At 66.1% G+C, this 14,821-nt stretch carries 9 protein-coding genes; 5 read left to right on the forward strand and 4 right to left on the reverse strand.

What is annotated here, in order from left to right; all coding sequences use genetic code 11:
* Positions 1-15: 15 nt before the first annotated feature.
* Positions 16-1,605 carry an ABC transporter substrate-binding protein gene (locus tag ACK4FK_RS08040; protein ID WP_409743631.1) on the forward strand — a complete coding sequence of 530 codons (1,590 nt, stop codon included), beginning with the start codon at positions 16-18 and terminating at the stop codon, positions 1,603-1,605.
* Between the two features lie 56 nt (positions 1,606-1,661).
* Here ACK4FK_RS08040 and ACK4FK_RS08045 read toward each other — a convergent pair whose 3' ends face one another.
* Entirely contained in the window at positions 1,662-2,432 is a 771-nt protein-coding gene (locus tag ACK4FK_RS08045) for an NAD kinase (RefSeq protein ID WP_409743634.1), read from the reverse strand.
* Positions 2,433-2,548: 116 nt separating this feature from the next.
* Between ACK4FK_RS08045 and ACK4FK_RS08050 the strand changes: the two genes are divergently transcribed.
* Positions 2,549-4,123, forward strand: a complete 1,575-nt coding sequence (locus ACK4FK_RS08050) for an ABC transporter substrate-binding protein (protein ID WP_409743637.1) — start codon at positions 2,549-2,551, stop codon at positions 4,121-4,123.
* Positions 4,124-4,138: 15 nt separating this feature from the next.
* On the opposite strand, the gene moaA is transcribed toward ACK4FK_RS08050, so the two are convergent.
* The 3 genes from moaA to ACK4FK_RS08065 form a co-directional block, all read right to left on the reverse strand.
* Complete coding sequence (gene moaA, locus ACK4FK_RS08055; RefSeq protein ID WP_409743640.1) at positions 4,139-5,131, reverse strand: GTP 3',8-cyclase MoaA; 993 nt, start codon at positions 5,129-5,131, stop codon at positions 4,139-4,141.
* A gap of 146 nt (positions 5,132-5,277) precedes the next feature.
* A complete protein-coding gene (locus tag ACK4FK_RS08060) occupies positions 5,278-7,959 on the reverse strand; it encodes a GNAT family N-acetyltransferase (protein ID WP_409743642.1) in 2,682 nt (893 codons plus the stop codon).
* Positions 7,960-7,968: 9 nt separating this feature from the next.
* A complete protein-coding gene (locus ACK4FK_RS08065; protein WP_409743645.1) occupies positions 7,969-9,465 on the reverse strand; it encodes a lipopolysaccharide biosynthesis protein in 1,497 nt (498 codons plus the stop codon).
* A gap of 132 nt (positions 9,466-9,597) precedes the next feature.
* Between ACK4FK_RS08065 and ACK4FK_RS08070 the strand changes: the two genes are divergently transcribed.
* The 3 genes from ACK4FK_RS08070 to ACK4FK_RS08080 are packed head-to-tail and all read left to right on the forward strand — an operon-like array spanning position 9,598 to position 14,777.
* The gene (locus ACK4FK_RS08070; RefSeq protein WP_409743647.1) at positions 9,598-11,259 is read left to right on the forward strand and encodes a tetratricopeptide repeat protein; all 1,662 of its coding nucleotides are present in this window, start codon (positions 9,598-9,600) and stop codon (positions 11,257-11,259) included.
* Positions 11,246-13,318, forward strand: a complete 2,073-nt coding sequence (locus ACK4FK_RS08075; RefSeq protein WP_409743650.1) for a tetratricopeptide repeat protein — start codon at positions 11,246-11,248, stop codon at positions 13,316-13,318. The genes ACK4FK_RS08070 and ACK4FK_RS08075 overlap by 14 nt, the downstream gene beginning before the upstream one ends.
* On the forward strand, positions 13,308-14,777 hold the full coding sequence (locus ACK4FK_RS08080; protein WP_409743654.1) for a tetratricopeptide repeat protein: 1,470 nt from the start codon (positions 13,308-13,310) through the stop codon (positions 14,775-14,777). The genes ACK4FK_RS08075 and ACK4FK_RS08080 overlap by 11 nt, the downstream gene beginning before the upstream one ends.
* Positions 14,778-14,821 lie beyond the last annotated feature (44 nt).

The following is a 14,821-nucleotide window of genomic DNA, read 5'->3' on the forward strand; positions in this document are numbered from 1 at the left end:
GGGGAGATCACAGTGATGACGATGCGATGGAAAATGCTGGCTGCGGCGGCGCTGCTGTCGGTTGGCGCCATGACGGCCATGCCGCTGGCAGTGCAGGCCCAGGAACTCAAGATCGGGGTGTCGACCGAGCCCAGCGCGCTCGATCCGCACTACCACAATCTGGGCCCGAACAACCAGATGGCCTTCACCATCTTCGACACCCTGATCCTGCAGGACGAAACCCAGAAGCTGGTGCCGGGCCTGGCCGAGAGCTGGAAGGCCCTCAACGACACCACCTGGGAATTCAAGCTGCGCAAGGGCGTGAAGTTCCATGACGGCTCGCCCTTCACCGCGGCCGACGTGGTCTTTTCGATGGCGCGCCCGGCCAAGGTGCCGAACAGCCCGTCGCCGTTCACGCTGTTCACCCGCTCCTTCTCTGAAGTGAAGGTGATCGACGACTTCACCATCCAGTTCATCACCAAGGCGCCGGCGCCGCTGCTGCCCACCGACGTGAGCCGCGTGGCGATCATGTCGTCGAAGGCCGCCAAGGCCGACGTCGCCGAAGGCATGACCACCGAGGCGCTGAGCAAGGGCGAGGGCCTGATCGGCACCGGCCCCTACAAGTTCGTGGAATGGACGCGCGGCAACCGTATCGTGCTGGCCGCCAATCCGGATTACTGGGGTGGCAAGCCGAAATGGGAGCGGGTGATCTATCGTCCGATGTCGAACGATGCCGCGCGCGTGGCCGCGCTGCTGGCGGGCGACGTCGACATGATCGAGAATCCGCCGCCGGCCGACCTGAAGAAGCTGCGCGAGAATCCGAATGTGAAGATCAGCCAGGCGGTGTCGAACCGTCTGATCTACATCCATCTCGACAGCTTCAGCACGCCGACCACGGTCGGTATCCCCGATGCGGACGGCAAGAACCCGCTGAAGGATGTGCGCGTGCGCAAGGCGCTCTCCATGGCGATCAACCGCGATGCCATCACCAGCCGCATCATGGAGGGCCTGGGTCAGCCCACCGGCGACCTGCTGCCCTATCCGATGTTCGGCACCCGCAAGGACGCCAAGCCGGAAGCCTATAACCCGGATGCGGCCAAGAAGCTGCTGGCCGAGGCCGGCTACCCGAACGGCTTCTCGATCACGCTGGGCACGCCCAACAACCGCTACATCAATGATGCCGAAGTGGCGCAGGCGGTGGCGTCCCAGTGGACCCGCATCGGCGTGAAGACCAAGGTGGAGGCTTCGACCGCCACCGTGTTCTTCAAGAACCGCGACTCGTTCACCTATTCGGCCTATCTGGCCGGCTGGGGCGCGGGCACGGGCGAGATGTCGGATCCGCTGCGTTCGCTGATCGCGACTCCGATCAAGGAGAAGGGTTTCGGCGGCACCAACAAGGGCCGGTATTCCAATCCGCAGATGGACGCGGTGTTGGAACAGGCCCTGGGCACCGTCGATGCGCCGAAGCGCGAGGCGCTGCTGCAGCAGGCCTCCAAGATGGCGCTGGACGATCAGGCCCTGATCCCGCTGCATATCGAAGTGACGCCCTGGGCGACCCGCAAGGGTCTCAGCTACAAGGCGCGGGCCGACCAGTACACCTTCGCCAACGGTGTCAGCCGCGACTAACCGGCCGCAAGGCCAAAGCGAAACGCCGCGGGAGAAATTCCGCGGCGTTTTCTTTTTCAGCTCAAGAATTGTTCGTTGAGGATGCGCTCTTCCAGGCCGTGACCGGCATCGAACAGCAGCTTGAGGCTGATATCGGGGGCCTCGCGGATCTCGACCGCGATCACGTCGCGCACCTCGTTGAAATCCGCCGTGGCCGAGACGGGCCGCTTGGCGTTTTCCAGCACGTCGATCTTGACCGTCGCATTGCGGCTGAGCAAAGCGCCGCGCCAGCGCCGTGGCCGGAAGGCGCTGATCGGCGTCAGCGCCAGTACGCCGGCATCCAGCGGCAGGACAGGGCCATGGGCGGAAAGGTTGTAGGCCGTGCTGCCGGCCGGGGTGGCCACCAGGGCGCCGTCGCAGACCAGTTCTTCCACCCGCACCTTGCCGTCGATGGCGATGCGCAGCTTAGCGGTCTGGCGGGTCTGGCGCAGCAGGGCGACTTCGTTGATCGCCAGTGCTTCATGGGTCGAGCCGTCGGCGGCCGTTGCCCGCATGCGCAACGGATGCACCACCGTCGCGATGGCGCTGGCCAGGCGGGCCGGCAGGTCATCCTCGCTGTATTCGTTCATCAGGAAGCCGACTGTGCCCTGGTTCATGCCGTAGATGGGCACATGGGTCGACATCTGCTGATGCAGGGTCTGCAGCATGAAGCCATCGCCGCCCAGCGCCACCACCACATCGGCCCGTTCGGGCGCGGCATCGCCATAGCGGGCGACCAGGCGGTCGCGCGCGGCTTCGGCGGCATCACCGCGGGCTGCAACGAAGGCGATCTTTGTGAAGGCATTCATACGCGCAGTATAGCGACGGCCATGACACGCGCCAGCCCCGGCCGACAAGAGGCGGGCGCACTTGTCAGCCGCCGCCCGAGGCGTCAATCTGCCCGACCTGTTCAGCATGAAAGGTGATGATCATGGCGTCGGTGGTGCGGGCCGCGGTATTGGCGATTTCCCTGGGGCTGTTGCCCCTGATGGCGGGTGCGCAGGAACTGAGGATCGGCCTGTCGACAGAGCCGAGTTCGATGGACCCGAACTATCACAACATCACACCGAACAACCAGATCTCCTATTCTATCTTCAATACCCTGATCCAGCAGGACGAGACCCAGAAGCTGACCCCCAGCCTGGCCGAGAGCTGGAAGACGCTGAATGACACCATCTGGGAATTCAGGCTGCGCAAGGGCGTGAAGTTCCATGACGGCAGCCCGTTCACCGCCGCCGACGTGGTTTTCTCGATGGCCCGTCCGGCCAAGGTGCCGAACAGTCCGTCTCCGTTTACGCTGTTCACCCGTTCGGTCAGCGAGGTGAAGGTGATTGACGATCATACCGTGCATTTCATCACCAAGGTGCCCACACCGCTGCTGCCCAATGACATAAGCCGCGTGGCGATCATGTCTTCGAAAGCGGCCAAGACCGATATAGCCGAGGGGATCACCACCGAAGCGCTGAATCGCGGCGAGGGGCTGATCGGCACCGGTCCGTACAAGTTTGTCGAATGGACGCGCGGCAATCGCCTCGTGCTGGCCGCCAATCCCGATTACTGGGGCGGCAAGCCGAAATGGGAGCGGGTGATCTATCGCCCGATGTCGAACGACGCCGCCCGCGTGGCCGCGCTGCTGGCCGGCGATGTCGACATGATCGAAAACCCTCCGCCGGCCGATATCAAGAAACTGCGTGCCAATCCGAGTGTGAAGATCAGCGAGGTGCTGTCGAACCGCCTGATCTATCTGGCGCTGGATGTGGGTGAACCCACGGCCGGTATTCCCGATACCGATGGCAAGAACCCGCTGAAGGATCTGCGCGTGCGCAAGGCGTTGTCGCTGGCGATCAACCGCGAGGCGATCACCAGCCGCATCGTCGAGGGCCTGGCCAAGCCGGCCGGCGACCTGCTGCCCTATCCGATGTTCGGCACCCGCCGCGAGGCGCAGCCCGATCCCTATAACCCGGATGCGGCGAAGAAGCTGCTGGCCGAGGCGGGGTATCCCAATGGCTTCAGCATCACCATCGGCTCGCCCAACAATCGCTACATCAACGATTCCGACGTGGCGCAGGCCGTGGCCTCGCAATGGACCCGCGTGGGCGTGAAATCGAAGGTGGAAGCGGTACCCAGCACGGTGTTCTTCAAGAACCGCGACGCCTTCAGCTATTCCGCCGCGCTGGTGGGCTGGGCGGCCGGCACCGGCGAGATGTCAAATCCGCTGCGGTCGCTGGTGGCCACCGTGGATCGCGAAAAGGGCTACGGTACGGCCAACAAGAGCCGCTACTCGAACCCGACGCTGGATGCCCTGATCGAGGAAGCCCTGCGCACGGTGAACAACGATGCGCGGCAGACCCTGCTGCAGCGCGCCTCGCAGATGGCACTGGAAGACCAGGCCATCGTACCGCTGCATTTCGAGATTACGTCTTGGGCCCTGCGCAAGGGATTCAGTTACAGGGCGCGGGCCGATCAATACACGCTGGCCATCGGCGTTGCCGCCGAGTGATGGGAATGCCAGGCCTCAGCCGCCGGTCACGCTCATGTGGCGCGGCACGGCGGTGGGGGCCTTGCGCCGGTCGATGACGAAATCGTGGCCCTTGGGCTTGCGCGAAATCGCCTCGCGGATGGCTTCCTCCAGCAGAGCGTTGCTTTCAGAGGCCCGCAGCGGCGCGCGCAGGTCGGCGGCATCGTTCTGGCCCAGGCACATGTAGAGCGTGCCGGTGCAGGTGAGGCGCACGCGGTTGCAGCTCTCGCAGAAATTATGCGTCAGCGGCGTGATGAAGCCCAGTCTGCGGCCGGTTTCGCGCACGGTGTAATAGCGGGCCGGACCGCCGGTGCGATAGTCGGTCTCGTCCAGGGTCCATTTGCGCTGGATGCTGGCGCGGGCCATGGAAAGCGGCAGATACTGGTCCAGCCGGGCGGCCTCGCCGATCTCGCCCATCGGCATCACCTCGATCAGCACCAGGTCAAAACCTTCGCGGCCGCACCAGGCGATCAGGTCGTCGAATTCGCTGTCGTTCACGCCACGCAGGGCGACGGCATTGATCTTCACCGCCAGGCCGGCGGCCTTGGCGGCCTGCAGGCCGGCCATCACCTGATCCAGCCGGCCCCAACGCGTCAGCTCGGCGAACTTTGCGGCATCCAGGGTATCCAGCGAGACGTTGATGCGCCGCACGCCGGCCCGGTAGAGGTCGACGGCGTATTTTTCAAGCTGGCTGCCATTGGTGGTGAGCGTCAGCTCGTCGAGGGCGCCGGTCTTCAGGTGCCGTCCCAGATTGTCGATCAGGGTCATGATGCCGCGGCGCACCAGCGGCTCGCCGCCGGTCAGGCGCAGTTTGCGCACGCCCATGCCGATGAAGGCCGAGCAGAGGCGGTCAAGTTCCTCCAGGCTGAGCAGGTCGGCCTTGGGCAAAAAGGTCATGTCTTCCGCCATGCAGTAGACACAGCGGAAGTCGCAGCGGTCGGTGACCGAAACGCGCAGGTAAGAAACCGAGCGACCGAATGGATCGAGCATGGATGCGACCGGGGCAAAAGGCCCACCCTCCGGCGCTTAAGATAGAGAGGGGGGGCTGCCCGGACAAGCCCGGGCCCGGCCGAGGCCTGCAAATCCTGCCCGAGGCTTGATCCGGATCAGGTCTGCCCGGATCAGCCCTGCCCTGATCAGCCCTGCAAGGGCAGCACGACCTCGACCACATCCGAGGCGCTGCGGCCGCTGGGCCGGAAGCCCAGTTCGGTGGCGAGCATGCGCATGGCCTGGTTCTCGCGCAGGATGTCGCCCACGATCTCGCGGGTGCCGCGCTGACGGCAGTAGCTGATGATCTTGCGCATCAGAAATTCCCCCAGGCCCTGGCCCTTCATGTCGCTGCGCACCAGCACGGCGAATTCGGCCCGCTGGTTGTCGGGGTCGGTGATGGCACGCACCACGCCCAGGGTTTCGTGATGGCCGTTTTCGCCCAGCCGCACGGCGATGAAGGCCATTTCGCGTTCGTAGTCGATCTGGGTGAAACGGGCCATTTCGCTGTGCGGCAGGCTGCGCATGGGCGAGAAGAAGCGCAGCCGGTAATCTTCGGCAGACACATTGTTGACGAAATCCACATGGGCCGGTTCGTCTTCGGGCCGGATCGGCCGCAGCAGAACCTTCTCGCCGCCGCGCAACTCAACGATTTCCTCCAGGCCACTGGGATAGGGGCGGATCGCCAGCCGGTCGTGGCCCACGACCGTGCTCGGCCGCACCACGATACGTGCATCCAGAGCCACCATGCCCTGATCATCGGCATAGAGCGGATTGATGTCGAGTTCGGCGATCTCGGCATGATCGGAGATCAGTTGGGAAACCCGTATCAGCAGGGCCGCAAGAGCCGGACGGTCAACCGGCGGAAAGTCGCGATAGCCGGAAAGCAGGCGGCTGACCTTGGTGCGGTCGATCAGGTCGTCGGCCAGATGCATGTTCAGCGGCGGCAGGGCGATGGCGCGGTCGCCGATCACCTCGACGCCAACACCGCCCTGTCCGAACATGATGGCCGGGCCGAAAATCGGATCGGTCAGCGCGCCGACGATCAGTTCATGGGCACGGACGCGACGGATCATCGGCTGCACGGTGAAGCCGTCGATGCGGGCCTGCGGGCGATGCTGGCGCACGCGGGCCAGCATGGCCTCGGCGGCGGTGCGCACTTCCACAGCGCTGCTCAGGTTCAGCGCCACGCCGCCCACATCCGATTTGTGCGTGATATCGGGCGACAGGATCTTCAGGGCCACCGGCAGACCCATGCGTGCGGCAGCGGCGGCGGCCTCGTCCGGCGTTGCCGCTGCTTCGGTCGGCACGGCAGGAATGCCGTAGGCGGCGAGGATGCGCTTGCCCTCGATCTCGTTCAGCATGCTGCGCCCCTCGGCAAGGGCGGTGCCGATCACCTTGCGCACCACCGCGAGGTCGGGCTGGAAATCCTCGGGCAGTTCGGCCGGGATTTCCATCAGGTTCTTCATGTTGCGCTGATAGTCGACCATATGCGCAAAGGCGCGCACGGCGGCATCGGGCGTTTCATAGGATGCCAGCCCCGCCTCGGCGAAGGCCTTGCGTGCCGCCTGTACGGCCTCGCCACCGGACCAGCAGGTGATCACGTTCTTGGCCGTGCCGCGGCAGGCCTCGATCACGGCCTTGGCCGGTTCCAGCGACGGCACGATGGCTGTCGGAGCATGCATAACCAGCACGGCGTCGACGCCGGGATCGGCCAGGGCGATCTTCACCGCATCGGCATAGCGGCCGCTGGGCGCGTCACCGATGATGTCGATCGGGTTGCCATGCGACCAGGTCGCGGGCAGCGCGGCATCGAGCGCGGCCATGGTCTGCGGGCTCAGGTCGGCCAGCGTGCCGCCATGCTCGATCAGCGTATCGACCGCCATCACGCCCGGGCCGCCGCCATTGGTCACGATCGCCAGGCGCTCGCCCGGCATCTTACGGCTGCGAGCCAGCGTCTCGACGGTGTCGAACAATTCCTCTACGCCATCCACGCGCAGAATGCCGGCGCGGCGCAACGCCGCGGTATAGACGTCGTCACCGCCGGCCAGCGCACCGGTATGCGACGCAGCAGCCTGGGCCGCGCGGGCGTTGCGGCCGGATTTCACGGCGACGATCGGCTTGTTGCGGGCGGCGGCGCGCGCGGCCGACATGAACTTCCGCGCGTTCTTCACGGACTCGATATAGAGCAGGATGGCGCGGGTCTGTGGGTCGCTGGCCAGATAGTCGATAATGTCGCCGAAATCGACGTCGGCGGAATCGCCCACCGACAGGAAATGGCTGAAGCCGATGCCATGCTGCCTGGCCCAGTCGAGTACGATGGTGCAGAGTGCGCCCGACTGGCTGACGAAGGCGAGTTGTCCTGGCTGTGCGTTGGTATGCGCGAAGCTGGCATTCAGCCGCAGGCCGGGGATCAGCAGGCCGACGCAGTTCGGCCCCAGGATGCGCAGCAGGTGCGGTTTGGCGGCATCGAGCATGGCCTGCTGCAGCGTGCGGCCATCGGGCATCTTTTCGCTGGACAGGCCGGCGGTGAGCACGACGGCCGCGCGGCAACCGATCTCGCCCAGCCGTTCGATCTGTTCCGGCACGGCCTCGGGCGGCACGGCGATGATGGCGAGGTCGGGAATCGCCGGCAGCAACCGCACGCTGGCATAGCAATGCAGGCCATGCAGGTGGCGGTATTTCGGATTGACCGGCCAGATCGCGCCGGCGAAGCCGCCCTTGATCAGGTTGTCCAGCACCACGGTGCCGACGCGGGACGGACGGTCCGAGGCACCGATCACGGCAACCGAGCGGGGCGCGAAAAGCTTGTCGAGGTTGCGGATGGTCATGCTGCAGCACTATAGCTGATCGTTGACGCGAATATGACGGCCGATGCGAACCAGCGGAACAAGGGCGGCCGCCAGCAGGATGCCCCAGAGCCAAGGCGCGATTCCACCATGGACAAGGGTTAAAATCGTCGCAGCCACGGCGAGCAGGCCGGCCAGCAGGGCGGCGGGATCGAGTCGCTGCGGGCAATGGTGCCAGGCCGCAAGCGTCAGGGGTATCGCCGCGATCAGGTTGGCGGCGAGCAACGCGCCGGCCATCCCGGTCAGACCCGCATAGGTCGCAGCGGGATAGATCAGCACGCCGAATGCGATCAGCGACAGCAGCGTGTTGCTGACCGCCCATCCCGTGCGTCCGGTGCGCAGCAGGCCGCCGGTCAGAGGCGAGCGCACCAGCATGATCACCCGCGACAGCAGCAGCAGGGCGAAGGCGCCGGCGATTTCGGGCATCGCGTCATGCGCCAGCAGGGTGAATAGCAGCGGCTGGGCGGCCAGCAGCAGCAGGAAAACCATCGTGCCGGTGCTTAGGGCGATGCTGGTGACGCGGCCGAGGATGCGGCCTGCTTCCGGCCGGCGCAGGGCATGATGCACCAGCCCGCCCCAGGCCATGTAGAATGGGTTGGCGAGCAGCGCCTCGAACAGCGTGGAGATCGCGCTGATGATCATGAAATGACCGGCCGCCTCGATCGAGACGAGGGCTGCAAGTAGGAAGCGGCACAGCGTATCCAGGCTGTAACGCAGCATCAGGCCCAGCATCATCGGCACGCCGTAGCGCAGCAGCAACAGCCCCTGGGGCGGATCGAAGCCGAGGGCAACGCGCCGCCGCAGCAGGATCAGCGCAAGCAGGCTGGAGGCGAGTTGAGCCACCGCCTGGGCCGACAGCAGACCGGTCAATCCGGCGTCGTAGCGGGCGATCAGGATCCAGGCCAGCAGAAGATGCAGCGTCATCTGGATGGTGGCGATCAGGCCAGCCAGCCAGATATGCCGCGCCGCACGCAGCTCGGTCAGCAGCACGGTCTGCGCGGCCCCGGTCAGCAGCAGCGGCAGCAGCAGCCATGAATGCTGCAGCGGAGCCGTGTCGAACAGCGCCATTGCCGGCCGGTAGGCGAAGACGGCGGCCAGCAGCAGGCCGGCGATCAGGCTGCCGCCTGCGGCGAGCGAGAGGCTGGTCCCCAGCAGGCGCGGCCGCTTCTCGGCCGGCATCTGGGCATAGTAATAAAGATAGGCGAATTTCTGGCCGAGCAGGCTGAAGGTTATGCCCTGCAGCAGCGCGGTCTCGACCAGGCTGTAAAGACCGATCTCGGCGGGCGCCAGATGGGCAGTGATCAAGGGCAGGACAAGCAGGCTGCCCAGTTGCAGCAGGCCGAGCGAAAACAGGTAGCTTGAAAAATCCCGGCCCAGGGCGATGCTGAAATCCCTGACTCCGGCCAGGTGCTCTGGCGCGGGAGCGGACCGATGCGGAGCGGTGGCCGAACCTGCGCCGGCCGGCGGTTGAGTGGGAATGTGCGACACAGATCGGCTTCTCGGTTGCCCAGGGGCGGGACCGTTCACGCCCCGGGCCTTTCGACTCCGTTAATGCTCATGGCATAACACTCTTAGGTTAACATGCAGCCGGATTCGTACGCCGATAAAATCGCTAGGGCCTTGGCCGCGGCAAAGAAGCTTCAGCGCGGGGGACACCTCGATGAGGCGCGTCGCGCCTGCGCCCTGGTACTGGAACACGAACCGCAGCACCCGGGCGCCATTCTCCGCCTCGCGCTGATCGCTCGACAGCAGCGGCAACCCCAGGAAGCCGAGCGGCTGCTGTCGGACCTGATCTCGAGGCAGCCGGACAATATCTTCGCCATCCGTCTGCTGGTTGCGGTATGGCGCGAGGCGGGCCAGCCGTCGCGCGGCCTGGCATTGCTGGACAGCCTGATGCCGCCCTTGCCTGAAGATGCCGGCCTGCTTCTGGAGAAGGCGCGCTGTTGTATCGACCAGGGCGATGTCGGCGCGGCGATACCCCTGTTGCGGCGATCGGTCGAACTCGATCCCGGCGATGCCGACGCGCACAGCCTGCTGGGCGTGGCGCTGCGTCGCAGCGGAGACAGGGCGGCGGCGCTTGTCGCCTTCCGGGCCGCGGTGGAACTGAATCCGAAGGATGGCCATGCTCTCAACGGTCTTGGCAACGATGCCCTCGAGAAAGAGCATTTCGGCGAGGCGGCCACACTCTACCGTCGCGCTGTGGAGGCCAGTCCTTCGCTGCACAAGGCGCACAAGAATCTCGCCTATGCCTTAAGCCTCGCCAACGACATCGCGGGTGCGCGCGCGGCTTTCGAGCGGATCGTCGACCTGTTTCCCGGCTTTCACGAGGCCCGGATGGATTTCGGATTGTTCCTGCTGTCGATTGGCGAATATCCGCGCGGCTGGCAGGAATACGAGCATCGCTGGTCCTTCCAGGGGTTCAGCGAGCGCGATTGGGGCGGCGGACTACCGCGCTGGGATGGCACGTCGCTCGCCGGCCGTCGCCTGCTGCTTTGGGGCGAGCAGGGGATCGGCGATCACATACTCTACGGCACCATGCTGCCGGATGCGCTGCGCCGCGCCGGTGGCGACGTCACCCTGGCGGTCGAGGCGCGTCTAGTGCCGATCTTTCGGCGCTCGCTGGGCGGCCATGGCGTCGCGGTGATTGGCCGCGGCGAACCGGTCGAGGCAGATGTGCAGTGCCCGTTTGGCGGCTTGGGCGGTTTTCTGCGCGCCACGCCGCAGCAATGCGGCCCCGGGCGCTACCTGAGGGCCGATGCGGAACGCAGCGGCGCCATCCGCCGGCGCTATGCCGAACGCTGGCCGGCGGCGCGCCGGCTGATCGGCCTGTCCTGGCGCAGCGCCAACTGGCATGTCGGGGACTACAAGAGCCTTGATCTGGAAACGCTGCGGCCTGTGCTGAGCAAGCCGGGCATCGCCTGGGTGTCGCTTCAATACGGGCAGGTCGCGCCCGAGATCGCCGCTTTCGCCAAGCGCCATGGCATCGAGGTGTTTCAGGACCCGGAAATCGACCCGACCAACGACCTGGACGGCCTGGCGGCGCAGATCTCGGCGCTGGATGGCGTGGTCAGCATCAGCAATTCCACCGTCCACTTTGCCGGTGCGCTGGGCAAGCCCTGCTGGGTTCTGCTATCCGCCGGGCGCGGCCGCATGTGGTACTGGCCGCGCGAGAACGAGCGCACGCCATGGTATGACAGTCTCAGGCTTATCCATCAGGCCAAGCCGGCAGACTGGGCCGGCGCAATGGGCCGGTTGGGCGAGGCGCTGGATGCCGCAGGCTGACCCCCTTCATCCCGAGGCGCAGCGGGCGCTGCAGGATGGCGTCGTTGCCCATCAGGCCGGCGATCTGGCGGGCGCCGAGCGTCGCTATCGCGCGGTTCTGGCCCACCATCCCGAGCAGGCCGATGCCCTGCACCTGCTTGGTGTCATTGCCGACCAGCAGGGTCGGCACAAGGATGCCGCCGCCCTGATCCGCCGCGCAATCGCCGCCGTGCCGGACCAGCCGGCCTTCCACGGGAATCTGGGCACGGCACTGTATGCCCTGGGCGATATGGCCGGGGCCGAAGCCGCGTATCGCCGTGCCCTGGCACTCGACCCCGCCCATGCCGACAGTCATGCCAATCTGGGTATCCTGCTTGCCGCCCGCGGCGATCGAGCCGCACTTGATTGCTTCCGGGCGGCTTTGGCCGCGGCGCCGATGCATCCTGCCGCCCATCGCGGCCTGATCGCCGCGCTGCTGGCCCGGCAGGATCATGCCGCTGCGGCGCAGGCCGCAGGCATCGCGCTGCAGCAGCAGCCGCTGGCAGCCGACCTGCGCGACCTCGCCGCCCTGGCGTTGCAGGGCCTGGGCGAATATCACAAGGCGCTGGCCCAGCATCGCAAGGCATTGGCGCTGGCGCCCGACGACCTGTCTTATCGGGAGCATTATGCCGCCACGCTCGCCAGAATTCAGAATGAAGATGCCTACCGCGATGCGATCGCCGAATACCGGGCGATCCTGGCGCGCCAGCCCGACCGGCTGAACGCCCTGCTGGGCCTCGGCGTGGCGCTGCTGCGCAGCCAGCAGCCGCTGGCGGCCCTGCAGCCCCTGCAACAGGCCATGCAGCAGAACGACACCAGGCCCGACATACTCGTCAATTACGGCTTGGCCCTGGCCTATGCCGGCCGCAGGGAAGAGGCGATAGCCTGCGCGGATCGCGCGGTAGCGCTGGCGCCGGGTGATGGCGCCATCCTCTGCCAGCGCGGCATGTTGCGGATGAACATCGGCGATCTCGATGGCGCGGCAGTCGATTTCCGGGCCGTTGCTGCGGCCTCGCAGAACCGCACGCCCGAAACCCTGGCCGATGCCCGGCTGTATCTGGGAACGGTGCTGCTGTCCCGTGGCCGTCTGGCGGAAGGCTGGCCGCTATATGCGGCACGCATGGCCGGTCCGCAGGCCGATGCGCGCGGCCTCGCGATCTCGCGCCTGCTGCCGGAGTGGGATGGCAGGGTGCGGCCGGGGCAGCGCATCCTCGTCTGGGGCGAGCAGGGCGTGGGCGACCAGGTGATCTACGCCTCGATGCTGCCCGAGCTGGCCGCCCGCGGCGCCGAGTTCCTGTTCGCATGCGATCCGCGCCTGGTATCGCTGTTCCGCCGCTCCTTTCCCGGCATCCGCGTGGAATCCGCGGTCGAAAGCGAATTGCCGGCCCTGGCCCGGCAGGCGGATATGCATATCGGACTTGGGAGCCTGGGTGCCTGGTTGCGGCCAGACCTGGATCATTTTCCGCCGGCACAGGCCTTTCTTCGTCCCGATGCGGGGCGAGCCGATGCCTTGCGCCGGAAATACCACGGCCATGGCCACCGGGCCGTCGTCGGGCTGACTTGGCGCAGTCGCAGCATGCGCAGCGAGGCGTTGAAAAGCATCCCGCTGCAGGCCTGGGCCCCGATCCTGGCGCAGCCTGACGTGCTGTTCGTGGACATGCAGTACGGCGACACGAGTGATGACCGCAAAGCGGTGCGCGAAACGCTTGGAATCGACATCCTGCACGATGATGATATCGACGCCATGAGCGATCTCGATGGCTTTGCTGCCCAATGTGCCGCCATGGATCTGGTGATCGGCGTCAGCAATTCCGGCATCCATATCGCCGCGGCCACCGGTCTTCCAACCTGGGTGATGCTGCCGGGCAGCGGCGGCCTGCTTTGGTACTGGTTTCATGATCGGGGCGACAGTCCCTGGTATCCGAAGGCGCGGCTCTTCCGCCAGCAGCCGGGCAGCCGCGGCGATGACTGGCAGGATGTGATCGCGCACACGGCAACAGCCTTTGCCGCATGGCTGGCAGGCGACGGGCATGACGCCTGAGATCGCAACCCTGCTCAACCGCGCCGTCGCCCGTCACCGGGCGGGCGATATAGCCGCTGCGCGCGAACTGTATGAAGCCGTTCTCAGCCACGATCCACAGCAGGCCGATGCCCTTCACCTTCTCGGGGTCATCCACGATCAGCGCGGTGAACACGAGGCTGCGGTCGACCTGATCCGGCGTGCCATCGTGCAGTCGCCGCGCGCGGCCGAATTCCATGGCAATCTGGGCAACGCGCTGCTGGCATTGAAACGCCCGGACGAAGCCGAGCAGGCCTATCGGCAGGCCATCGCGCTAGATCAAGCCTATGTCGAAGGGCACTACAATCTCGGCAACGTGCTGCGCGGCAAGGGTGAAGCTGCAGCCGCGAGAGAGAGTTTCGAGGCCGCGCTTGGCCTGCAGCCGGACCATGTTCTTTGCCGCAACAACCTGGCGATGCTGCTGTGGGAGGATATGGGCGACGAGACTGCCGCCGCGCATCAATTCAGCCGGCTGCTCGCGATGGCGCCCGACTGGCCCGTCGCGCATATGAATCGCGGGCTGTTCCTGCTTGCCAGCGGCTCATACGGCGAGGGCTGGGACGAATACGAGTGGCGCTGGCGCAATCCCGATTTCAGGGAACGGGACTGGTCCCTGGGCCTGCCGCGCTGGAACGGCGCGGCGCTCGACGGCAAGGGGCTGCTGCTGTGGGGCGAGCAGGGGGTTGGCGACCAGATCCTCTACGGCACCATGCTGCATGACGCCGTGCGGCACAGCCATGCCCGTGTCGTGGTTGCGGTCGATCGCCGGCTAGTCGGTCTTTACCAACGCTCGCTCGCTGGCATGGCGACAGTCGTTGCGCGCGGCGAGGCCGTGGATGCCGTTGCGCAGTGTCCGTTCGGCAGTCTGGGCCGGATCCTGCGGCGCAGACCGGAAGATTTCGCCGGCAGCGGGCAGTATCTTTTCGCGGACCCCGAACGCAGGCAGCATCTGCGCGACCGCTATCGCGAAATGGCCGGCGGCCGCCGGCTGGTCGGCATCGCCTGGCGCAGCGCCAATGCGGATATCGGATCGTACAAGAGCATTCCGCTCGACATGCTGATGCCCGCGCTGCGCCGGCCGGACGTGTTCTGGATCAATCTGCAATATGGCGACGTAACGGCCGAGATCGCGCACCTGCGACAGGCCGGCATCGCTATCCAGCATGATCCCGCCATCGATGGCTTCCAGGACATGGACGGTTTCGCAACCCAGGTGGCCGCGCTGGATGCGGTCGTATCGGTCAGCAGCACCACGGTGCATGTCGCGGGAGCCCTTGGCGTGCCAACCCGGCTTCTGCTGGCGTCCGGCCGGGGGCGGCTTTGGTACTGGCCGGCGGCAGGGGAGGCCTGCGCCTGGTACAAGAGTGTACGGATCATCAGGCAGGTGCGGCCGGGGGATTGGCTGGGTGCGCTGGAAAACCTTGCCGCGACAATGGCATAGGGCGAATTTCCGATACCTTAACGATCTGTTAAGCTTATCAACTA

The sequence above is a fragment of the Ferrovibrio sp. genome, from assembly GCF_046297895.1.
Taxonomy (GTDB): Bacteria; Pseudomonadota; Alphaproteobacteria; order Ferrovibrionales; family Ferrovibrionaceae; genus Ferrovibrio.

What these genes read in the sequence shown, in the direction of transcription:
- ACK4FK_RS08050 (WP_409743637.1), top strand. Translation starts at nt 2,549, where the DNA reads ATGATCATGGCGTCGGTGGTGCGGGCCGCGGTATTGGCGATTTCCCTG.
- ACK4FK_RS08080 (WP_409743654.1), top strand. Translation starts at nt 13,308, where the DNA reads ATGACGCCTGAGATCGCAACCCTGCTCAACCGCGCCGTCGCCCGTCAC.
- ACK4FK_RS08075 (WP_409743650.1), top strand. Translation starts at nt 11,246, where the DNA reads ATGCCGCAGGCTGACCCCCTTCATCCCGAGGCGCAGCGGGCGCTGCAG.
- ACK4FK_RS08040 (WP_409743631.1), top strand. Translation starts at nt 16, where the DNA reads ATGACGATGCGATGGAAAATGCTGGCTGCGGCGGCGCTGCTGTCGGTT.
- ACK4FK_RS08060 (WP_409743642.1), bottom strand. Translation starts at nt 7,959, where the DNA reads ATGACCATCCGCAACCTCGACAAGCTTTTCGCGCCCCGCTCGGTTGCC.
- ACK4FK_RS08045 (WP_409743634.1), bottom strand. Translation starts at nt 2,432, where the DNA reads ATGAATGCCTTCACAAAGATCGCCTTCGTTGCAGCCCGCGGTGATGCC.
- moaA (WP_409743640.1), bottom strand. Translation starts at nt 5,131, where the DNA reads ATGCTCGATCCATTCGGTCGCTCGGTTTCTTACCTGCGCGTTTCGGTC.